Raw genomic sequence first — 22,062 nt, forward strand, 5'->3', positions numbered from 1 at the left:
CGGGTGTTGAGTTCGGCGTAGCTGAGGACGGTGTCGTCGCAGACGAGGGCGGTGGCGTCGGGGGTGCGCGCGACCTGCGCCTCGAACAGCTCGGGTACGAGGGCTTCCGCCACCGGCAGCGAGGTGTCGTTCCAGCCGACCAGGAGGTCGTGGCGTTCCTCGGGGGTGAGGACGTCGAGGCGTCCCACCGGCTGCTCGGGGTTCTCGACGATGGCTTCGAGCAGGCCCACCAACCGCTTCAGCAGGCGGTCGGCGGTCGCCGGGTCGATGAGGGCCGGCTGGTGGTCGAGCCGCAGCAGGAACCGGGACCCGGGGATGACGAAGAGGGCGAGCGGGTAGTGGGTGGCATCGGTGATCTCGGCCCCGGTGAGGCGCACGTCCCCGTGGACGGCGTTCAGCACCGAACGGTCCAGCGGGTAGTTCTCGAAGACCACGATGGTGTCGAACAGGTTCCCCGAGGCGGTGGGGAGTTGGAGCTCGGTCAGCCCGATATGCTGATGGGGCAGCAGCCGGGACTGTTCCTCCTGGAGGCGGTTCAGCACCTCGGCGACCGACTCCTCCGGACACCAACGTACCCGCACCGGGAGGGTGTTGATGAACAGCCCGATCATCCGGTCGGCACCCGGAAGCTCGGGTGACCGCCCGGAGGCGGTGGCGCCGAACACCGCGTCGCGGCGCCCGGTCAGCCGGCTCAGCAGCAGGCCCCAGGCGCCCTGGACCACGGTGTTCACCGTGACGCCCAGGCGACGGGCGAGGGCGGACAGCGCGTCGGTGAGCCCGGGCCGGAGCTCGGCCCGGAGCTGCTCGGGCAGGGCGCTCGCGCCGCCGGCCGCACCGCCGGTCGTGCCCCCGCTCGTGCCCCCGCTCGTGTCCGGCGCGAGCAGCGTCGGCTCCTCGAACCCCGCCAGGGCCTCGGACCAGGCCCGGCGTGCCGCGGCCTGGTCCCGGTCGGCCAGCCACTGCAGGTGTGCCCGGTGCGGGACGGCCGCCGGCAGCCCGGAATCGTCGCCGGACCGCTCGTAGAGGGCGAACAGCTCGGCCAGCACCAGCGGCATGGACCAGCCGTCCAGCAGTATGTGATGGTTCGTCAGGACGAGTCGGCTGCTCCGCTCGCCGAGATGGACGAGCAGCAGGCGGAACAGCGGCGGCCGGGTCAGGTCGAACCGGCGCGAGCGCTCGTCGGTCAGCAGCCGGGTCAGCCGTGCCTCGCGTTCCTCCTCCTCGAAGGCGCGGAGGTCGACCTCGCGGAACGGTGCCTCCACCTCCCGGGCGATGACCTGGACCGGTCGGCGGACCCCTTCGTGCCGGAACGCGGCCCGCAGCGCGGGGTTGCGGCGGATGAGCGCGCGGGCGGCGGCGCGCATCGCCGCCGGGTCCACCGTGCCATCGAGGTCGACGCCGAGCTGGACGGTGTAGACGTCGGGCGCCTGTCCGTCGAAGAGGGCGTGGAACAGCAGGCCCTCTTGGAGCGGTGTCAGCGGGAGCACGTCCTCCACGCGGGACTTGGTCATTCCGATGCACCCCATTCGAGGTCCAGGCTGGCTTCCAGCAGGTCGAGTTCGCTCTGGCTCAACGAGACGAGCGGCAGGTCGGAGGGGGTGCGACCACCGGCGTCGGGCTGTTCCGCGTGCGCCACGAGACCCTTGAGCGCCAGGAACCACCCTTCGGCCAGCTCCCGTATGGCCGTCTCGGTCAGCCAGCCGTCGGGCCAGGACCAGGTGGCGCTCAGGTGCGGGCCATCCGGCAGGTCCCAGGCGACCGCGTTGACCTCCAGACCGTGCGCCGCCGGCATCCCGGGGCCCCGGCCGGCGGCCGGGCCGCCGCCCGCGACGGCGCTGTCGTGCCGGATCGTCCAGTCCCGGTCCTCGTCGGCGGCGAACCGGCCGAGGTAGTTGAACGCGATCTGCGGGGTGGGCAGTGCCGCCAGCGCCTCGGCGGTGCGCGGGTTCAGGTAGCGCAGCATCCCGTAGCCGAGGCCGTTGCCGGGGATCGAGCGCAGCTGTTCCTTGACCCGCTTGACGGCCCGGCCCGCGGCCGGTCCGCCAGCGCACACCTCCTGCCACTCGGCCGGTCCGGCGTCCAGGGCGACGGGGAAGAGGGCGGTGAACCACCCCACGGTGCGGGAGAGGTCCACGCCGGGGGCGAGTTCCTCCTCCCGGCCGTGCCCCTCCAGGTCGACCAGGACGGCACCACCCGCGCTGCGGGCGTCGCGGTCGTCGCGCCAGTGCGCGACGGCGAGGGCGAGCCCGGTGAGCAGCACGTCGTTGACCCGGCCGTGGAAGGCGGCCGGCACGGCGGTCAGCAGCGGTTCGGCGCAGTCGGGCGGGAGGGTGAGCGTCAGGTGCCGCAGTCCGGCCGTGGTGTCCCGGCGCGGGTCCAGCGGGCGGTCGCCGAGGAGCGGGTCGGGGGTCTCCAGGATCCCGGTCCAGAGCGGCAGTTCGCCGTCCCTGGCGGGATCGGCGGCGGCTGCCACCAGCCGGTGGGCCCAGCGCCGGAAGGAGGTGCCGGTGGGCGTCGGAGCGACCGGCTGCCCGTCCGTGGTCCAGGCGGCGGCGAGGTCCGGCAGCAGGATCCGCCAGGACACGCCGTCCACGACCAAGTGGTGCAGGACCAGCAGCAGCTCGCCGGGGTGCCCGGGGCCGTGGTCGAACCAGACCGCCCGGACCATCGCCCTGGACTCCGGCGACAGTCGGTCCGCGGCGGCCGCCGCCCGCTCGGTGACGACCGAGCGCAGCGCCGGCTCGTCGGATCCCGTGACGTTGACCCGCTCGACGCACGGCCCGGCCGGGACCGCACCGGGGGGAGCCACCTCCCACTGCCAGGTGCCGTCCGTGGCGGTGAGCCGGGACCGGAGCATGTCGTGCCGGTCGAGCACGACCTGGAGCGCGGCCGTCAGCCGTTCGAGCCCCAGCCCGGCCGGGACCCGGACCACGACCGACTGGTTGAACGAGTCGATCGATCCGCCGCGCTCCCGCAGCCAGCCGACGATCGGGGTGATCGGCACCGGTCCCACCCCCGAGCCGGCCTCCTCTGCCTCGACGGCGTCCGGGTCCGGCCCCGGGACGGCGGCGAGTTCCGCGGCCGTGGGGTGGGCGAACAGGTCGCGCGGGGTGATGGCCAGGCCTGCCTGACGGGCCCGAGAGACCAGCTGGAAGGCGATGATGCTGTCGCCGCCGAGGTCGAAGAAGGAGTCGTCGGCGCCCACCGCCGGGAGGTTGAGCGCCTCGGCGAACAGGCCGCAGAGGAGTTCCTCCCGGGGCGTCCGCGGGGCCCGGGCGGAGCCGTCGCCCGCGAGGTCGGGCCGGGGCAGCGCGGCGCGGTCCAGCTTGCCGTTGGGGGTCAGCGGCAGCTCGTCCACCAGGACGACCAGCGGGACCATGAAGTCCGGCAGGCGTTCGGCGGCGTAGCGGCGCAGTGCTCCGGCCGTGGGGCCGGATGCCCGGGACGCCGCTGGGTCGTTGACGAAGGCGCCGGGCGCCTCGCCCGCCCCGGGCTCGGCGGTGAACACCCCGTCGTACGCCGCGGTGTCGTCGTGGTCCTCGGCCCGGGGGTCGACCAGTACCAGGTCGAAGCCGCCGTCGGGGTCCCCGCCGGTCCAGCTCGCCGCCGTCCGGTAGCCGGCGTTCCGGCCCACGGCGTGGAGGTCCTCGGGGTCGATGCCGGTGTCGGCGAGCCGCTCCAGCGCGGTCGCGACCGTGCCGCCGCCCGCCAGGACGCGCGCCGCGGCGAACTCGCCGGCCACGCGGGCGTTCGGCACGCCCACCACCCGGAGCCGGGGCGGCCGTTGCTCGGCGAGCAGGGCGGCGAGGGCCTCCGGCCCCGCGAGGTCCTGGCCCCACCGCACCTGTGGGACGGAGGCGAGGTCCGTGGTCCGGCCCGGGGCCTTGTGCAGCACGGCGTCGTACCGGTAGCGGCTCAGCTCGTTGTGGTGGCGGGCGCGCTTCAGTCGTACGTCGACCGCGGCGACCTGTTCGGCGGAGGCGGCGAACGCGGTGAAGAACTCCGGGGCGACGAGCAGTTCCTTCTCCAGGGAGACGGCCCGCTCGACCGCCGCGCGCACCGCGGCGGCGTCCCGGCTCCCGGCGGAGCCGCGGCCGAGGACGACGCCGGTGTGCAGTCCGCGCAGCAGCCGCAGGTCCCGGACGTCCCCCAGGAAGACACGTCCTCCGGGGGCCAGCAGGTCCAGGGCCTGCCGCAGGACCCGCTCCAGGTAGTGGCCGTTCGGGAAGTACTGGGTGACCGAGTTGACGACGATGGTGTCGAAGTGTCCGACGGGCAGTCCGTCGACCGCGTCGGCGGCCTGGCAGCGCAGTTCGACGCGGTCGGCCAGCCCGGCGTCGGCCACCTGCCGGCGCAGCCGGTCGATCACCGGGGCCGAGACGTCGACGCCCCAGTAGGCCTCGCACTGCGGCGCCAGCCGGGAGAGGAGCAGGCCGCTGCCGACGCCGATCTCCAGGATCCGGCGCGGTCGCAGTTCCGCGATCCGGGCGACGGTCGCGTCCCGCCACTCGCGCATCTGCTCCAGGGGGATCGGCCGGCCGTCGTAGGTGCTGTCCCAGCCCGAGAAGTCCTCGCCGAAGGGCTCGGCGGAGTCCGTGTAGAGCAGGTCGTAGACGCCGCGCCAGTCGTCGACCTGCTCCTGTTCCGCCGGTTCCGCCGGGTCAGGGGCGGCCTGTTCGGCCGGGGCGGTCCGGTCGGCCGCGACGAGGTAGGCCACCAGTCGCTTGTCGCCCGGTCGGTCCTCCCGCACGACCACGGCGGCCTGGGCGACGCCCTCGTGCCGGGCGAGGACGGACTCGATCTCCCCGAGCTCGATCCGGAAACCGCGCACCTTCACCTGGGCGTCGGCGCGTCCGAGGAACTCGAGGCTCCCGTCCTCACGTCGGCGCGCGAGGTCGCCGGTGCGGTACATCCGCGTGCCCGCGGGGCCGAACGGGCAGGCCACGAACCGCTGGCCGGTCAGTCCCGGCCGTCCCAGGTAGCCTCGGGCGAGGCCCGCGCCGGAGACGTAGAGTTCGCCGACCGCGCCAGCCGGCAGCGGCTGGAGGAGACCGTCGAGGACGTGAGACCGGAGGTCGGCGAGTTCCCGGCCGATCGGGCTGCTGCCGGTCGCGGCGGCCGCGGCTTCGCGGTCGAGTGCCCCGTGGGTGACGTGCACGGTCGTCTCGGTGATGCCGTACATGTTCACAAGCACCGGCGCGTCGTCGGCGTGGCGCTGGTACCAGTCGGCCAGCCGCCCAGGATCGAGGGCCTCGCCGCCGAAGACGACCCGGCGCAGGGCCAGTTGCGCACCGAGCTCCGGGTGGGCGCGGTCCGCCTGGAGGAGTTGGTAGAAGGCCGACGGGGTCTGGTTGAGCACCGTCACCCGTTCGGCGACCAACAGCTTCAGGAAGTCCACCGGAGAGCGGGTGACGTCGGCCGGGACGACGACGAGCCGCCCGCCGTGCAGCAGCGCGCCCCAGAGCTCCCAGACCGAGAAGTCGAAGGCGTACGAGTGGAAGAGGGTCCACACGTCGTCGGCGCCGAACTCCTCCGCCGCGCCGAAGAGGCGCACCACGTTTTGATGGGGGATCGTGACGCCCTTGGGGGTGCCGGTGGAGCCGGAGGTGTAGATGACGTAGGCGGGGTGGGTGGGTTGGAGGGGGTGGGTGCGGTCGGTGTCGGTGGGGTTGGTGTCGGGGTGGTTTGTGGTGTCGGTGTGGTCGAGGAGGATGGGTGCGGTGCCCTGGGGGAGGGTGGTGGCGGTGTTCTCGGTGGTGAGGACGCAGGTGGGTGCGGCGTCGTGGAGCATGTGCCGGATGCGTTCGGCGGGGTAGGTGGGGTCGATGGGGAGGTAGCCGGCGCCGGTCTTGAGGACGGCGATGACGGCTGCGACGAGGTCGGCGGAGCGCGGCAGGGCGAGGGCGATGAGCTGTTCCGGTCCGGCGCCGTGTTCGATGAGCAGGTGGGCGAGGCGGTTGGCGCGGGTGTTGAGTTCGGCGTAGCTGAGGACGGTGTCGTCGCAGACGAGGGCGGTGGCGTCGGGGGTGCGCGCGACCTGCGCCTCGAACAGCTCGGGAAGGGTCGCCCCGGGCACCGCCGTACCGGCGTCCGGGCCGGCGGGGAGGCCGCCGGGGGCGTCGGTCCGCAGCCGGCCCAGCGGTACGTCCGGCTCCTCCACCATGGCTGTCAGCAGCCGCAGGAAGTGGTCCTGGTGGGCGGCCACGTCCTCGGCGGTGTAGCGGCCGGGATTGGCGTCGAAGTCGATCCGCAGGGGCTGGCCGGTGCCCGTGTCGTAGACCACCAGGTCCAGGTCCTCGACGTGGTCGACGGCGACGTTGTGGGTGGTGGTCGGGTGTCCGCCGAGCCGCAGGTCGTAGTCGAACTGCATGACGTTGATCCGCGGTCCGACCAGTCGGCGCCGGCCGCCCCCGGCGCCGAGGTCCCGCTGGACGTCCTCGAACCGGTAGCGCTGGTGACGCAGCCCCTCGCGGATCTGCTCGGACACCTGCCCGGCGAGCTCGCGCAGGCTTCGCTCGGGCGTCACCAGGAGGCGGATGGGGATCATGTTCGAGACCATGCCCGGAACGTCGCGCAGCTCGGCGTTCGTACGGGCGGTCACGGGCAGTCCGAACACGAGGTCCCGGCTCCCGGTCAGCCGGTGCCAGTAGGCGGCGGCCGCCGCCATGGCCACCGACGGCAGGGAGCGGCCGGTGGCCTTGCGCAGGACGTGCCGGTCGATGCCGGGGAGTTCGCGGGAGCGGCGCAGCACGCCGGGCTCGCCGCTGTCCCGACCGGTGAGGAGGGCGGCCGGCTCGGGGAGGCCGGCCGTCTTGTCGGCCCAGTACGCCCGGTCGCGTGCGAAGTCCTCCGAGGACCGGTAGTCCTGGTCCTCCTGGACGAGCCGGCGCACCGCGCGGAGGTCGGGTTCGAGCAGTGCGCCGGCCTGGAGCGCCGCGTAGGCTTCGGCGATGTGCCGTCCGACCATCCAGCCGCTGTAGCCGTCCACGACGATGTGGTGGCCGCCGATGTACCAGAAGTACCGGTCCGGAGTGAGCTTCAGCAGTGCCACCCGCAGCAGGGGCGCGCGCCCGAGGTCCACCGGGGCGGTCGCGAAGGCCTGGATCCAGGCGTGCGCGGCGGCCTCCGGTTCGGACTCGTCCGTGAGGTCGACGAACGGGACCTCCGGGTCCTCGGAGTCGTCGGGGATCTGGCAGACGCCGTGGTCGTGTTCGACCACGGCGACCCGCAGGGCCTCGAAGTCCCGGTACATCGCCAGGGCGGCGGCTCGGAAGAGCTCCGGGTCGACCGGACCGGCCACGTCCAGGTACTCGGCGATGGAGTACTTGGATCCGGTCGGATCCAGCTGGTGGGCGACCCAGATGTCATGCTGGGCGGCCGACAGGGGCAGGCACGTGCTGCGGCGGATCGCCATGCTCGTTCTCCGGTCAGGTCGTTACAGGCCCAGGCTCTGGGCGACGAGGTTGCGCTGGATCTCGGAGGTGCCGGAGAACAGGGTGCTCGGGACAGCGTCCCGCAGGTTGCGCTCCACCCCGGTCCCGGCCAGGTAGCCGGAGCCGCCGAAGACCTGGATCGCGTCGAGGCTGTTGGCCACCGCGGCTTCCGACACCGCCAGCTTGGCGAGCGCGATCGCGGTGGTGTCGGGACGGTCCCGGGCCAGCAGCCAGGCGGCGCGGTACAGCAGCAGGCGTGCCGCTTCGAGCCGCTGCTTCATGCTGGCGATCCGGTGGGACACTGCCTGGAAGGAGCCGATCGCCTTGCTGAACTGGCGCCGCTCGCGGGCTTGTTCGGCGCACCGGGCGAGCTGGCGGTTCATCATGCCGAGGTAGCCGGCGAACAGGCAGGTCCGCTCCCACTGCATGGAGTGGGTGAAGACGGCGGTGCCCTGGCCTTCCCTGCCCAGCAGGTACCGCGCGGGAACGGCACAGCCGTCGAACCGGACCCGGCCGGCCGGGCAGCTGGACAGGCCCATCTTGGTGAAGGGCTCGCTGACGTGGATGCCGGGCAGGTTCCTGGGGACGGCGAAGCCGGAGAGCCCCAGGAAGCCGGCCCCCGGATCGGTCACCGCATAGGTGACGATGACGTCGGCGGCGGGGGCGTTGCTGGCGAAGGACTTCTCACCGTGCAGGACGTAGTGGTCGCCGTCCCGCCGCGCGGTCACGCTCGGGGTGCGCAGGTCGGAGCCCGCCTCGTCCTCGGTCATCGCGTTGGCGGCGATCAGCGCGCCGGAAGCCAGCCCGGGCAGGAGCTCCGCCCGGACGTCGTCCCCGGCGAAGTCGCGGATCGGGACCGCGCAGGCCAGCAGGTGCGCCGAGACGGCGAAGACGAGGCCGGTGTCGGCGTACCCCTCGCCGAAGGCCTCCAGCCCGAGGGCGGTGTCCAGCGCGTCCAGGCCGCCGCCGCCGTACTCGGTGGGCAGGCAGAGGCCGGTGAGGCCGAGCCGGGCGACCTTCTGCCAGCGATCCCGGTCGTACGGTGCACCGCTGCCGTCCGGCTCCGGGGAGGCGGAGATGAGCGCGTCGCGCAGGTCGTCGAAGCGCTTCTGCTGCTCAGCCGTGAGATCGAAATCCATCGGGTGAACTGACTCCTCGTCGGGTCTGGGTGGGGAGGGGGCACCGGGGCGCGGTCACCGACGGCCGGTCACCGGGCACGGGTGGGAGCAGAGACCTGCGCGGCCGTGGCGTCCGGGGCCTCGTGCGGGAGGGGTGCCTTGCCGTGGATGCGGCCGAACAGCGGCGCTGTCATGGCGGTGGTGAGGACGGCCATGACGATCATGATCGTGGCGAGCCGCGGGGTGAGGACGCCGACGGAGACGCCGGCCTGGATGACGACCAACTCGGTGAGGCCGCGGCAGTTCATCAGCACGCCCACCGCACTGGCCTGACGAGCCGGCATCCCGGTCAGCCGGGCCGCGCCCGCCGAACCGAGGAACTTGCCGGCGCACGCGACCAGCATCACCAGGGCGAGCTGCCCGAGCCCGACCCAGCCGATGCCCGCGATGTCCACGCCCAGGCCGGTCGTGATGAAGAAGACCGGCATGAACAGCCAACCGGTCTGCTCGATCAGCAGCGGCGTCTCGGGCGCGACCGCGGCGAGGGCGGCCTTGGGCACGGCCGCGCCGAAGGCGAACGCGCCGAAGATCGGGTGGAAGCCGAGCTCGGTGGTGGCCCACGAGGACAGCAGCAGTCCGACGACGATGATCAGCAGCACGGTCCGGGGGCCGGCGCGCCTGCCCTCCAAGAGGAGGAGCAGGCGTCGCAGCAGTGGGCGGACGACCAGAGCGAGGGCGACCACGAACAGCACCAGGCCGGCCGCCCGGAGCCCCACCGCCGTCCAGCTGCCGCCGACGGCGAGCAGGACCACGACGGCGAGCAGGGCCCAGGCGAGCACGTCCGTCACCGCGGCGACGGACATGGCGAAGCCGCCGATCGGGCTCCGTTGGAGCTTCAGGTCGGTGAGGATCCGGGCGAGCACCGGGAAGGCCGTGATGGACAGGGCGACGCCCAGGAACAGGACGAACGGGATCCGGCCGATGTGCTCCGGGAGGCTGTCCCGGTACTGCGGGTAGAGCCAGAGCGCGAGGCCGGTGCCCATGGCCATGGGCAGTGCGATCGAGCCCAGCGCCACCGTGGCGACGGCCGACCGGGCCCTGCGGAGCTGTCCCAGGTCGACCTCGTACCCCACCACGAACATGAAGAGCACGAGGCCGACGTTGCCGAGGACGCCGAGGATCGGCCGTTCGGCGGTCGGGAAGAGCCAGTGGCTCGGATCGCCGGGGAGCAGCCCGAGCAGGGACGGGCCGAGCGCGATGCCCGCGACGATCTCGCCGATCACCGCCGGCTGGCCGAACCGGCGCGCGAGCGCGGTGGCCAGGCCGGCGGCGGTGACCACCACGGCGAAGTCGAGCAGGATGACGGCGGTGGTCGTGTCGGCGGCGGACACGGTCAGAACGCCGGTGCGGCGCTCGGCGCCCGGAGGGTTCCGAGGTACGGGTGCCACAGGTGGGTCGGGTCGTTCTCCACCACGGTCACGATCTCGCGCATCGCGGTGAGCGCCTTGGGCTCCTCGTCCTCGTAGAACGAGCCCTGGAGCATCTTGAGCACGTCGAGGCGGTAGCGCGGGTCCTGGACGAAGGCGGTGAAGAGGATGTTGAGCCGGTAGTAGATCGAGATGAACTCGTACCAGCGGCGGACCCCTCCGCGCATGAGCCGCTCGTAGGTTGCGAACTCCTCCTTGCGGTAGGCGCCGCCCGCGTGGTGGGCCTCCAGGATGTCCTGGCAGGCGATCCGGGCGCCGTTCATGGCGATGCTGACGCCGCTGGAGAAGATCGGGTCGACGAAGCGCGCGGCGTCGCCGATCATCACGAAGCGGTCGCCGCAGATCTGGCGCATCGAGTAGCTGTAGTCGCCCTCGGCCTTGAACTGCTCGACGCGCTCGCTGTGCTTGAGCGCCTCCAGCAGGTCCGGGCGGGTCGCGATGGTGTCCCAGAAGAACTTCTCGCGATCGGCGCTCGCCTCGGCGAACCGGCTCTTCTGGGTGACGACGCCGATGCTCGTGACGGTGTCCGTGATCGGGATCTGCCAGACCCAGGTGTCCTCGAGCGGCAGGAAGTGGATGAAGATGAAGTCCGCCTGCTCGGAACGGCCGGCGATCGCCTGGCGGTCGAGGCCCTCGAACCAGGTGTGGACCGCGTACTGGTTGAAGACCGGGTCCGCGTCCTTGAGCTTGAGCTGACGGCCCAGCAGGGTCTGCCGGCCCGAGGCGTCGACTACCAGGCGGGTCCGGAAGTCGACTTCCTTCCCGCCCATGCGGGTGACCACGCGCACGCCGTCGGGGTCGCTGAAGTCGAGCTTGAGCACGCGCACGCCGGAGAAGACCTTGGCCCCCAGCTCCTCGGCGTGCTTGAGCAGGATGAGGTCGAACTTGGCGCGGTCGACGTGGAAGGTGTGGTCGCGGTCGACGCCCTCCTGGTCGCGCTCGCTGAAGGTGACCTCGGCGATGCGGAAGTCGCAGTTGGCGCCGTTGAGGTCGCGGAAGCCGTTGTGCGGGACGTTGCGGGACTCGGCCGAGGTCCAGGCGGCCCCGAACTTGCGGGGGAAGCCCGCCTTCTCGATCTTCTCCATGGCACCGATCTCGTTGAGGACCGGTGTCGTGGCCGGGACGAGCGACTCGCCCACGTGCGGCCGGGGGAAGAGCTCGCTCTCGAAGAGGCCGACCGAGAGTCCCTCCCGCGCCAGGTAGGAGGCGGCGGTCGAGCCCGCGGGGCCGCCGCCGACGATGACGACGTCGAAATCCATGTCCATCCCTGTCCCGCTCTCTCGCTGTGTCAACGGCTGGTGCCGGCGGCGGCCGACAACTCGGTGACCATCGCGGCGATGGTCCGGACGCTGTGCAGGTTGGTGCCGTTGATGGCCTCCGGGGGCACCTGGACGCCGATCTCGTTCCGGATGAACATCAGGAAGATCACCGTGTTCATCGAGGTGAGGACGCCCCATTCGAGCAGCGGCGACTCGGCGGTCAGCTCGTTGCGGGGGTCGCCGTCCAGGAATCGCTCGCGCAGGAAGCCGAGGAGCCGGCCTTCGAGCTGTTCGTCGTGCATTTCGTCTCCTAGCGGCCGCCGTTCGGTCGGGGCCGGGGTTCAGTCGGTCGGCGCGGCGTCGTCCGCCGCCGATGTCGCGCGGGTGAGCGCGAGCCGGTCGATCTTTCCGTTGTCCGTGCGGGGCAGGTGCGCCACCAGCCGGAGTTCATCGATGATCATGTATGGGGGGAGCCGTCGGGCACAGTGCCGCTTCACCGACAGCACGGTCGGCACGTCGTCCGGCACCGGGACGGCGAACGCCACCAGCCGGGACTCCGGGCCGCTTCCCGCCACCACGACCGCGGCCTGCTCCACCCCGGGGTGGGCGCAGAGCACGGTCTCGACCTCGCCGAGGTCGACCCGGTTGCCGCGGACCTTCACGGTGTGGTCCCGTCGGCCCAGGAACTCGATGGTCCCGTCCGCGAGTTGGCGCACGATGTCGCCGGTGCGGTACGGGCCGGCCGGGCGGGGCCGGCCCCAGTATCCGAGCATCACCGTGGGGCCCTCGACGACGAGTTCGCCCTCCTGCCCGGGAGCGGCGGGAGCGCCGTCCGCGGTCTCCACCCGGACGGTGTCGCCCGAGGCGGCCCGTCCGATCGGGACCGGGCGGTCGCGCTCCAGGTCGGACGGGCGGACCTCGTGGAAGGTGCAGACGTTGGTCTCGGTCGGCCCGTAGAGGTTCAGCAGCCGGGCCGGCGTCCACCCCGCGAGCGCGCGGAGGTGGTCGATCGGGAACGGCTCGCCGGCGAAGAGCACCGCGCGCAGGTCCGTCGGTGCGGGCCGGTCCAGCAGTCCGCCGTCCCGCAGCATGAGGATCAGGGCGGTGGGGACGGAATACCAGACGCTGATGCGCCGTTCGTGGAGGAAGTCCGTCAGCCGGGCGGGGGCGTAGGCGAGATCCGGGGGGACGAGGTGCACCGAGGCGCCGACCGCGAAGGCGGCGTACAGGTCCAGGACCGAGAGGTCGAACGCGAAGGGGGCGTGGTTGGCGAAGCGGTCGGCGGCGGTCGCCTTCAGCTCGTCCACGGCCCAGTCCACGAACGCCCGGGCGTTGGCGTGGCTGATGCACACGCCCTTGGGGGTGCCGGTGGAGCCGGAGGTGTAGAGGATGAAGGCGAGGTCGTCGGCGTGGACCGGGACGGCCGGGCGGCTGGGTGTGCCGGTCTGCGGCCGCGCGAGGTCGAGCCAGCCCAACTCCGTTCCCAGGAGGGGGACTTCCTGGGCCCTCGGGGTGTCCACGCAGAGCGCCCGGGCGGCGCAGTCGGTGAGGATCAGCCGGACGCGCTCGACCGGTGTGGCGGCGTTCACCGGCACGTACGCCGCGCCGAGCCGCAGGACGGCCTGCATCGCGGCGACCGTCTCGGCGGACTTGTCCGCCCAGATGACCACCCGGTCGCCAGCTCCGACGCCCAGTTCGGCCAGCCGGTGGGCCAGTCGGCCGGACAGCAGGTCGAGCTCCCGGTAGCGGAGCTCGCCGGTGGGGCCGCTCACCGCGAGCGCGTCCCCGTCGCGCCGTGCCGAATCGCCGACCAGTTGGTGCAAGTCCATCTGAGACCCTCCTGCGGACCAACCGGGCGGATGGGATGGCAGCGGCTTTTCCACTGCCTGGCACAGCATTCCCGGGTCGGCCGGACGGGGATTGTATAAATGCGACACCTGTGCGAGTCGGCCGTTCTCTGGCCGGATGTCGCTCCCCATGACGGGGCGCCGTCGATGCCGCTTATGCTTCCAGTTCGAACGGGATCGATATCGGCCCGGAATCGACTGGTGTCGACGTTCGCGCTCCATGAATCGGTCGGACAGCGGCAGCCCGCATCGCCCCTCGGGGCGATGGCGTAGCCATGCCTGCGGCCCGGTCCGTGCGTGATCGTCATCAACTACGGGGGAATACATGAGCAAGGCCTTGTCAGTCATGCCCGCACGCCCGCCGGAGCTCCTCGTGAGACCCGGGCTGGGTGCTCTGCGCGGCCATGTCCTCGGCTACCGGACCTTCCACGACGGGCCGCCGATGGGCGACTACCGGCCAGTCACCCCGGACGGCATCGTGCGGATCTTCCTCGGGTTCAGCGGCTCCTTACGCCTGGTCGACACGACCGACCCGACCCGCTCACTGGCCGCGACCTCGATTGTCAGCGGCCTGCAGACGGCCGCCGTCCGGGTCGAGCAGAGCGGACCGGTGCGCGGGGTCACGGTGTTCCTCACCCCGCTCGCGGCCTACCGGTTGCTCGACCTGCCGATGAGCGAACTGGCGGGCCGGAGCCTGGACCTGGTCGACGTGCTCGGTTCGCGGGCCCGGCGCCTGGTGGGCGCCCTGGCGGACCGCTCAGGCCGGGAGTCGGTCACCGGCGCGCTGGACCGGATCCTCCTCGCCCAGTTCCTGAGCGGCCCGATGTACGCGCCCGCGGTCGAGTTCGCATGGAAGCGCCTGGAGCAGACCGCGGGCACCCCCGTGCGCCAGCTCGCCATGGAGACCGGCTGGAGCAGCCGCCAGCTGGAGCGCAGGTTCCGCGACCAGGTGGGGCTGCCGCCGAAGTCGCTGGCGCAGGTCCTGCGGTTGCGCGAGGCCCTGCGGCACAAGCACGCGGGCCTCTCCTGGGCGGAGGCCGCCGCCTCCGCCGGCTACCACGACCAGTCGCACTTCGCCCGCACCTTCAAGGCCATGACGGGCTACACCCCCGGACAGTTTTCGGCCGCCTGGGGCGAGAGCGCCCCCGACGGTCCGCTCGCCGCCACCCCCGTTCGCACCACCGGGCGCTGGCACGCGCAAGCCGGCTGACTGTCGCTTTCGTACAAGACCGTCGAGCGAACGACGCCGATGCTGTCATTGGCACCCCCGGGCAATCTGCCCGAATCCTTCATTATACGTCCGCTATTCACATCCAATTGAGGGGGAATTGTGGCGAACCCATTCGACGACGCCGACGGCCGTTTTCTGGTGCTGCGCAATGACGAAGGGCAGCATTCGCTCTGGCCCGCCTTTGCCGAGGTGCCGGCGGGCTGGGAGGTCGTACACGGTGAGGACGGCCGGCAGGCCTGCCTCGACTATGTCGAGGCGAATTGGACGGACATGCGCCCGGCCAGCCTGATCGCGGCGATGGGGGCATGAGCCTGCACGCGGCGGATCTGCACGGCTCGCTCCACTCGCCGGTCAGCGAGTCGATGAACTTCCTCAACGAAGTCGCCCAGCGCTACCCCGAGGCGGTCTCCCTCGCAGCCGGGCGCCCCTACGAGGGGTTCTTCGACCTCGCGGCCGTGCATCGCTACCTGGACACCTTCCACGACCACCTGCTCGCCGTCCACGACGGTGACCTGGCGCAGGCCAACCGGACACTGCTGCAGTACGGCCGGACCAAGGGCATCATCCACGACCTGATCGCCGGGCACCTGCGGGTGGACGAGGCCGTCACCGTCGACCCCGAGTCCATTGTGGTCACGGTCGGCTGCCAGGAAGCGCTCTACCTGACCCTGCGCGCCCTGCGGCAGGGGGAGCGCGACGCGGTCATGGCCGTCGTGCCCAGCTACGTCGGCGTCCACGGCGCCGCGAGCCTCGCCGACCTGCGGCTCCTGCCCGTCCAGGATGCTCCGGAAGGGATCGACCTCGACGACCTGGCCGCCGTGGTCCGGGACGCCAAGGCGGCCGGCATCCGCCCCCGCGCCCTCTACCTCATCCCGGACTTCGCCAACCCCAGCGGCACCAGCCTCAGCCGGCGGACCCGGCAAGCCGTCCTGGAAGCGGCCCGGGAACACGACTTCCTGGTCCTGGAGGACAACCCGTACGGGATGTTCGGCCCGGAGTCCGACGACCGGACCCCGACCCTGAAGGCCCTGGACCGGCACGGCCGGGTCGTCTACCTGGGGTCCTTCGCCAAGACCGGCCTCCCGGGCGCGCGGGTCGGCTACGCCGTCGCCGACCAGACCGTCCTCGCGGCCGACGGAAGCAGCACCCTGCTCGCCGACGAACTCGCCAAGGTCAAGAGCATGCTGACGGTGAACACCTCGCCGATCGCGCAGGCGGTCATCGGCGGCAAGCTGCTGGAGAACGGCCTCAGCCTGCACGCGGCGAACCGGCGCGAGCGGCGCATCTACCAGGAGAACCTGGCCCACCTGCTGGACGGGCTCGCCAAGCGCTTCCCGCCCGGCAGCCGGCCAGAGGTCTCCTGGAACGTGCCGGCTGGCGGATTCTTCCTGCTGCTCACCGTCCCGTTCACCGCCGACGACCGGCTGCTGGAACACAGCGCCCGCCGGCACAAGGTGCTGTGGACGCCGGTGCATCACTTCTACGCCGACTCCCGTCCGCGCAACGGGATCAGACTTTCTTTCAGCCATCTTCGGCCCGACGAGATCGACACCGGCCTCGACCGACTCGCCGCCCTCGTCCACGAGCAGACAAGCGAAGGTGATCGACGATGACCAGGCCCCACACCGGCCGACCGCGGAGCAAGCCCCGCAGCTGGGGGTGGACCTTCCGATGACCACGTTCCTCGGCCCCACCATCCAGGGCGTCGGGACGGCCGTGTCCGCGACCTCCTACTCGCAGCAGGACGTGCTCGACGCGTTCGAGATCACGGACCCCCGGATCCGCTCCCTCTTCCTCAACAGCGCCATCGACCGGCGCTACCTGACCCTCCCGCCCCTGGGACCCGACGGCACCCGGACCCTGGAGCCGCAGGGCGATCTGCTAGACAAGCACAAGGAACTCGCGGTCGACATGGGGGCCCGGGCCCTGGAGGCCTGCCTCAAGGACATCGGCGCCGACCTGTCCGACCTGCGCTACCTGTGCTGCGTGACCTCGACCGGCTTCCTCACCCCCGGCCTGAGCGCCCTGATCATGCGCCGCCTCGGCATCGACCGGCACTGCCACCGCGCCGACATCGTCGGCATGGGCTGCAACGCCGGCCTGAACGCCCTCAACGCGGTCTCCGGCTGGGCCGCCGCACACCCCGGCGAACTCGCCGTGATCGTCTGCGCCGAAGCCTGCTCCGCCGCCTACGCCTACGACAGCACGATGCGTACCGCCGTCGTCAACAGCCTCTTCGGCGACGGCGCCGCCGCGATCGCCCTGGTCGGCGGCGAGGAGCCGGACCCCACGGCCACCGCCGGCCCGCGCATCCGCAAGTTCGCCAGCTGCATCATCACCGAGGCACTCGACGCGATGCGCTACGACTGGGACCGCGAACAGGACCGCTTCAGCTTCTACCTCGACCCGGAGATCCCCTACGTGGTCGGCGCCCACGCCGAACTCGTCGTCGACCGCCTGCTGAACGGCACCGGCCTGCGCCGCCGCGACATCGACCACTGGCTGATCCACTCCGGCGGCAAGAAGGTCATCGACGCGGTGATGGTCAACCTCGGCCTGACCCGCCACGACGTGCGGCACACCACCGACGTCCTGCGGGACTACGGCAACCTGTCGAGCGGCTCGTTCCTGTTCTCCTACGACCGGCTGGTCGCCGAGGGCATCGCCGCCCCCGGTGACCACGGCGTGCTGATGACCATGGGACCCGGCTCGACCATCGAAACGGCACTCGTCCAGTGGTAACGCGACAGCGATCCGAAGGAGCGGCAGAGAACGTGACCGACAACGGCACCGTGGCAGCGACCGACACCGTGGCGGACGCCGACCACGACCTCGTGATCCGCATCGACGGCCGGCAGCCGCTGTCCGCGGAGACGGTCGCGGCCGTCGCCGTCGTCTGCGGTCAGGCCGAAGACCGGGGCGGCCCCGGTGTGGTGCGCGTCGAGGTGTCCGGATCCCCCGAGGGCCCCCGGCCGCACGACCTCAAGGTGGGCCTGGTCAACAAGTGGGAACGGACCCTGCGCCGCCTGGAGCGCTCCGGCATGACCACCGTCGCGATCGCCACCGGGGACTGCGGCGGCACGGCCCTGGACGCGCTGCTGGCCACCGACTACCGCATCGCCCGGCCCGACGTGCGCCTGGTCGTCCCGGTCGAGGACGGCGCCACCTGGCCCGGCATGGCCCTCTACCGCCTCTCCCAGCAGACCGGCGTGGCCCGGATCCGCCGGGCGGTGCTGTTCGGGCGCCCGATCGAGGCGGCCGAGGCGCTCGACCTCCACCTGGTGGACGAACTCGCCGACGACCCGGCGGGCGCCCTCGCCGCCAGCCCCGAACTGGCCGGCGTCCTGTCCAGCCCCGAACTGGCCATCCGCCGCCAGCTGATGCTCGACGCGACCACCACCAGCTTCGAGGAAGCGCTCGGCTCCCACCTCGCCGCCTGCGACCGGGTGCTGCGCAAGGCCACCGCCGGAGCCGCGTCGTGACCACGTCCGCCCTCCGGTCGGACACGCCGGGCCTCCCCGACCAGGGGGAGGCCCGGCGGGCCTGGCAGACCGCCGCCGAGGCGATCGCCGAGGCCGAGCGACCGATCGCCGGGCTGCCCGAGCCCGACCGGCGCTCCGCCGGGCAGCGCGCCGCCGCCGCCGCGGCGAGGGACGCGGCACGCGCGATCCGCGCCCGCTTCCTCGACGCGCACGCCGACGCCGTCTACGACCACCTCACCGCCCGGCGCACCGTCGACCTGCGGCTCGCCGAACTCGTCACCGCCGCCGCCACCGCCTACCCCGGTCTGGTCCCCACCACCGAGCAGCTCGCCGCCGAACGGAGCCGGCCGCAGGCCGCCAAGGAAGGCCACGAGATCGACCAGGGCATCTTCCTCAGCAGGGTGCTGGCCTCGCCGACCGCGGGCCGGCACCTGCTCGACACCATGCTGCTGCCCACCCCCCGCGCACTGCGCCTGCTGCCGGACTTCGAACGCACCGGCACCGCCGACCTCGGGTCCGTCCGGATCGAACGCCGCGACGACGCGGCACATCTGACGATGTGTCGCACCGACTCCCTGAACGCCGAGGACGATCGCCAGGTCGAGGACCTGGAGACCGCCGTCGACCTCGCCCTGCTCGACCCGGCCGTACGCGTCGGCGTCCTGCGCGGCGGCGAGATGACCCACCCGCGCTACCGCGGGAAGCGGGTGTTCAGCGCCGGCATCAACCTCAAGAGCCTGCACGCCGGCGACATCTCGCTGGTCGACTTCCTGCTGCGCCGCGAAATGGGCTACATCCACAAGCTCGTCCGCGGCGTGCGCGCCGAGCAGCCCGCCCACTGGCGCTCCGCCACCGTCGAGAAGCCCTGGATCGCCGCCGTGGACTCCTTCGCCATCGGCGGCGGAGCACAACTGCTGCTCGTGTTTGACCAGGTGATCGCCGCAGCCGACTCCTACCTCAGCCTGCCCGCCGCCCAGGAGGGCATCGTCCCCGGCGCCTCCAACTTCCGGCTCGGCCGCGCCGCCGGCCCCCGGCTGTCCCGCCAGGTCATCCTGCGAGGCCGCCGGATCCGGGCCACCGAACCGGACGCCCGGCTGCTGGTCGACGAGGTCGTCGAACCGTCCGGGATGGACGCCGCCGTCGAACGGGCTGTCGCCGAACTGCGCGGCCCCGCCGTGGTCCCCAACCGCCACATGCTGAACGTCGCCGAGGAACCGCCGGAGGAGTTCCGCCGCTACTTGGCGGAGTTCGCCCTCCAGCAGGCGCTGCGCCTCTACAGCGACGACGTGATCGGCAAGGTCGGCCGCTTCACCGAGGGGAAGCAGACCGAGGGGGAACACCCGTCGTGAGCGCAGCCGACGCCCTCCGCGTGCGGTACGAGAAGAAGGACCACGTCGCCCACGTCGTCCTCGACCGGCCCGACGTGCTCAACGCCATGGACCAGCGCATGCACGAGGAACTCGCCGCGGTCTGGGACGACGTGGAGGCCGACGACGACGTGCGCGTCGCCGTCCTGACCGGAGCCGGCGAGCGGTCCTTCTCCGTCGGACAGGACCTCAAGGAGCGTGCCCTGCTCAACCGGCAGGGCACGCCGCCCACCACCTTCGGCAGCCGCGGCCAACCCGGCTGGCCACGGCTCACCGAACGCTTCGACCTGTCCAAGCCCGTGGTGGCACGCGTGAACGGCTACGCCCTGGGCGGCGGCTTCGAACTCGCCCTCGCCTGCGATCTCGTCATCGCCGCCGACCACGCGGTCTTCGGGCTCCCCGAAGCACAGCTCGGACTCGTACCGGGCGCCGGCGGCGCCTTCCGGCTCGCCCGACAGCTCCCGCTCAAACAGGCGATGGGCTACCTGCTCACCGGGCGCCGGATGACCGCGCAGCAGGCGCTCCACCACGGCCTGGTGAACGAGGTCGTCCCGGCCGGCGAACTCGACCGCTGCGTCGCAGGCTGGACCGCCGACCTGGTGCGCAGCGCCCCGCTGTCCGTACGGGCGATCAAGGAGTGCGTCCGCAAGTCCCTCGACATGCCGCTGGAACAGGCCTTCGCGACCCGCTACGTGTGGGAGGAGCGACGGCTGAACAGCCACGACGCGATCGAGGGCCCGCAGGCCTTCGCGGAACGCCGCGAGCCGAACTGGCGCGGGCAGTGAGCCCCGCCCGCGGCTGAGTCTGTCCCGGTACTCAGCCACCCCCTCCCGCGCAACACCCCCCCCCGCCGAACCAAACGCCGTCGTCAACGGTGCCTCAGCTGATACGGAGTGCGAAGATGTTGGACCACCGTCTCGGACGCATGGAGCTCACGGCCGGCCAGCGGGGGATCTGGTACGCCCAGCAACTCGCCCCGGACAGCGTCAACTTCAACGCCGCCGAGTACCTCGAGATCCACGGCCCCGTCGACACCGCCCTGTTCGAGCAGGCCGTACGCCGCGGCATCCGCGAGGCACAGACCCTCCAGCTCAGGTTCCACCAGGACGACCGCGGCCCGTGGCAGAGCCTCGACCCCGCCACCGCCGACACCGCGATCCCGACCGTCGACCTCACCACCGCGGACGACCCGCAGCGGGCCGCACACGACTGGATGCGGGACGACCTGGGCCGACTCCGCGACCTGCGCACGGCGCCCCCCTTCACCTACGCACTCCTCAAGCTCGCCCACGACCGGTTCTACTGGTACCAGGGCTACCATCACATCGCGATCGACGGCTTCAGCGCCCGGACCGTCGCCGCGCGGGTGGCCGAGATCTACACGGCGCTCGCCGCCGGCCAGGACGACACCGGAACCCCGCTGGCCCCGCTCACCGTCCTCCTCGACGCCGACGCCGACTACCGCGCCTCCGACGCCTTCGAAGCCGACCGCCGCTACTGGACCGACACCCTCACCGGCCGGCCCGAGCCGACCAGCCTCAGCGGACGGCCCTCGCCCGGCGTGGCCCGCAGCTTCCGCCGCCACGGGCAGAGCGTCGCGCCCGCCGAAGCCGCCCGGCTGCGCACCGCCGCCGCCAGGCTCACCACCAACCTCGCCGGACTGCTGGTCGCCGCCACCGCCCTCCACGTCAGCCGGCTGACCGGCGAGGAGGACGTCACCCTCGGCCTGCCCGCCCTCGGCCGCGCGGCCGGCCCGGCGCACTCCGTCCCCGGCATGATGTCCAACGTCCTGCCGCTGCGCCTCACCGTTCGCCCGGGCATGTCCCTGCAGGAACTGGTGGACCACAGCTCCGTGCGCGTCTGGGAGGCGCTGCGCCACCAGCGCTACCGCGCCGAGGACATCCGCCGCGACCTCCGGCTCGCCAACGGCGAAGCACTGTACTCCCTGTCGATCAACATCATGGCCTTCGACTACGAGATCACCTTCGCAGGCCTGCCCGTGACCGCGCACAACCTCTCCAACGGCCCGTTCGACGACATGTCGATCGGCGTCTACGACCGGGCCTCCGACGGCAGCCTCCGGCTCGCCTTCGACGTCGACCCGGAACTCCACGACGAGGACAGTCAGCAGGCCGAGGCACGGCGCTTCGGGCGGGTCCTCGACTGGATGGCCACCGCACCCGCCGACGCCCCCGTCGGCCTCGCCGACCTGCTCTCCGCGGACGAGCGGCAGCTCGTGGTGGAGGAGTGGAACGCCACCGGCCTGCCGGTCGGCACCCGGACGTTCGTCGAGTTGTTCGAAGAGCGGGTGGCGACGGCACCGCTCGCACCCGCCGTGGTGTTCGGTGACATCACGCTGAGCTACCGGGAGTTGAACGAGCAGGCGAACCGGGTCGCCCGGCACCTGGTGGAGCTGGGCGTCGGGCCGGAGCGCGTCGTCGGGGTGATGATGCACCGCTCGGCCGACTTCGTGACCGCCGTGCTCGGTGTGCTGAAGTCCGGCGGCGCCTACCTGCCCCTGGACCCGGCCTACCCGGCGGACCGCATCGCCTACATGGTGGGCGACGCGGCGCCGATGTGCGTGCTGGTGGGCACCGGCGTGGACGCCTCGGACCTCGGCGTGCCCTGCGTCGCGTTCGAGGTTGCGTCCTCCGTTTCGTCCGATGCCTCGGAGGGGGCGGGTTCGAACCCGTCCGACCTGTCCGACGCGGAGCGGCTCGCCCCGCTGCGACCGTCCCACCCGGCCTATGTCATCTACACGTCGGGGTCGACGGGTCGGCCGAAGGGTGTGGTGGTGACGCATGGTGGTTTTGCGAGTCTGTCGGCGGCTCAGGTGGA

15 protein-coding genes are annotated in these 22,062 nt (G+C 72.3%); 8 read left to right on the plus strand and 7 right to left on the minus strand.

Going from position 1 to position 22,062, the window contains the following annotated elements; genetic code table 11:
* The 7 genes from ACIQIB_RS38155 to ACIQIB_RS38185 form a co-directional block, all read right to left on the minus strand.
* A partial coding sequence (locus ACIQIB_RS38155; RefSeq protein WP_400763884.1) for a condensation domain-containing protein occupies positions 1–1,511 on the minus strand: 1,511 nt, incomplete at its 3' end.
* The gene (locus ACIQIB_RS38160; RefSeq protein WP_400763886.1) at positions 1,508–7,414 is read right to left on the minus strand and encodes an amino acid adenylation domain-containing protein; all 5,907 of its coding nucleotides are present in this window, start codon (positions 7,412–7,414) and stop codon (positions 1,508–1,510) included. The genes ACIQIB_RS38155 and ACIQIB_RS38160, both read right to left, overlap by 4 nt.
* A gap of 21 nt (positions 7,415–7,435) precedes the next feature.
* Complete coding sequence (locus tag ACIQIB_RS38165) at positions 7,436–8,572, minus strand: acyl-CoA dehydrogenase family protein (protein ID WP_400763889.1); 1,137 nt, start codon at positions 8,570–8,572, stop codon at positions 7,436–7,438.
* A gap of 68 nt (positions 8,573–8,640) precedes the next feature.
* Entirely contained in the window at positions 8,641–9,942 is a 1,302-nt protein-coding gene (locus ACIQIB_RS38170; RefSeq protein ID WP_400763892.1) for a cation:proton antiporter, read from the minus strand.
* A gap of 2 nt (positions 9,943–9,944) precedes the next feature.
* Positions 9,945–11,303, minus strand: coding sequence for an NAD(P)/FAD-dependent oxidoreductase (locus ACIQIB_RS38175; protein ID WP_400763894.1), 1,359 nt, complete (start codon positions 11,301–11,303; stop codon positions 9,945–9,947).
* Positions 11,304–11,326: 23 nt separating this feature from the next.
* Positions 11,327–11,599, minus strand: coding sequence for an acyl carrier protein (locus ACIQIB_RS38180; protein WP_400763896.1), 273 nt, complete (start codon positions 11,597–11,599; stop codon positions 11,327–11,329).
* Positions 11,600–11,638: 39 nt separating this feature from the next.
* On the minus strand, positions 11,639–13,126 hold the full coding sequence (locus ACIQIB_RS38185) for an amino acid adenylation domain-containing protein (protein ID WP_400763898.1): 1,488 nt from the start codon (positions 13,124–13,126) through the stop codon (positions 11,639–11,641).
* A gap of 391 nt (positions 13,127–13,517) precedes the next feature.
* On the opposite strand from ACIQIB_RS38185, the gene ACIQIB_RS38190 reads away from it, so the two are divergent.
* The 8 genes from ACIQIB_RS38190 to ACIQIB_RS38225 form a co-directional block, all read left to right on the plus strand.
* Entirely contained in the window at positions 13,518–14,354 is an 837-nt protein-coding gene (locus ACIQIB_RS38190; RefSeq protein WP_400763900.1) for a helix-turn-helix domain-containing protein, read from the plus strand.
* A gap of 120 nt (positions 14,355–14,474) precedes the next feature.
* The gene (locus tag ACIQIB_RS38195) at positions 14,475–14,684 is read left to right on the plus strand and encodes an MbtH family protein (RefSeq protein ID WP_400763903.1); all 210 of its coding nucleotides are present in this window, start codon (positions 14,475–14,477) and stop codon (positions 14,682–14,684) included.
* Positions 14,681–15,988: a PLP-dependent aminotransferase family protein gene (locus ACIQIB_RS38200; protein ID WP_400763906.1), complete on the plus strand. Its 1,308-nt coding sequence runs from the start codon at positions 14,681–14,683 to the stop codon at positions 15,986–15,988. Before ACIQIB_RS38195 ends, ACIQIB_RS38200 begins: the two co-directional genes overlap by 4 nt.
* A gap of 58 nt (positions 15,989–16,046) precedes the next feature.
* A complete protein-coding gene (dpgA, locus tag ACIQIB_RS38205; protein ID WP_400763909.1) occupies positions 16,047–17,117 on the plus strand; it encodes a 3,5-dihydroxyphenylacetyl-CoA synthase DpgA in 1,071 nt (356 codons plus the stop codon).
* Between the two features lie 32 nt (positions 17,118–17,149).
* Positions 17,150–17,857 (plus strand): enoyl-CoA-hydratase DpgB, encoded by a 708-nt coding sequence (gene dpgB / locus ACIQIB_RS38210; protein ID WP_400763911.1) that lies wholly within the window; start codon positions 17,150–17,152, stop codon positions 17,855–17,857.
* The gene (gene dpgC / locus ACIQIB_RS38215) at positions 17,854–19,206 is read left to right on the plus strand and encodes a (3,5-dihydroxyphenyl)acetyl-CoA 1,2-dioxygenase DpgC (protein ID WP_400763914.1); all 1,353 of its coding nucleotides are present in this window, start codon (positions 17,854–17,856) and stop codon (positions 19,204–19,206) included. The genes dpgB and dpgC overlap by 4 nt, the downstream gene beginning before the upstream one ends.
* The gene (gene dpgD, locus ACIQIB_RS38220; RefSeq protein WP_199839659.1) at positions 19,203–20,009 is read left to right on the plus strand and encodes an enoyl-CoA-hydratase DpgD; all 807 of its coding nucleotides are present in this window, start codon (positions 19,203–19,205) and stop codon (positions 20,007–20,009) included. The genes dpgC and dpgD overlap by 4 nt, the downstream gene beginning before the upstream one ends.
* Before the next feature lie 116 nt (positions 20,010–20,125).
* Positions 20,126–22,062: condensation domain-containing protein (locus tag ACIQIB_RS38225; RefSeq protein ID WP_400763917.1), on the plus strand; the 1,937-nt coding region annotated here is incomplete at its 3' end.

The sequence above is a fragment of the Kitasatospora sp. NPDC092286 genome, from assembly GCF_044755565.1.
GTDB lineage: Bacteria > Actinomycetota > Actinomycetes > Streptomycetales > Streptomycetaceae > Kitasatospora.

Coding starts and splice junctions, on each gene's coding strand:
- ACIQIB_RS38160 (WP_400763886.1), bottom strand. CDS start 7,414: ATGGCGATCCGCCGCAGCACGTGCCTGCCCCTGTCGGCCGCCCAGCAT.
- ACIQIB_RS38165 (WP_400763889.1), bottom strand. CDS start 8,572: ATGGATTTCGATCTCACGGCTGAGCAGCAGAAGCGCTTCGACGACCTG.
- ACIQIB_RS38175 (WP_400763894.1), bottom strand. CDS start 11,303: ATGGACATGGATTTCGACGTCGTCATCGTCGGCGGCGGCCCCGCGGGC.
- ACIQIB_RS38180 (WP_400763896.1), bottom strand. CDS start 11,599: ATGCACGACGAACAGCTCGAAGGCCGGCTCCTCGGCTTCCTGCGCGAG.
- ACIQIB_RS38185 (WP_400763898.1), bottom strand. CDS start 13,126: ATGGACTTGCACCAACTGGTCGGCGATTCGGCACGGCGCGACGGGGAC.
- ACIQIB_RS38200 (WP_400763906.1), top strand. CDS start 14,681: ATGAGCCTGCACGCGGCGGATCTGCACGGCTCGCTCCACTCGCCGGTC.
- dpgA (WP_400763909.1), top strand. CDS start 16,047: ATGACCACGTTCCTCGGCCCCACCATCCAGGGCGTCGGGACGGCCGTG.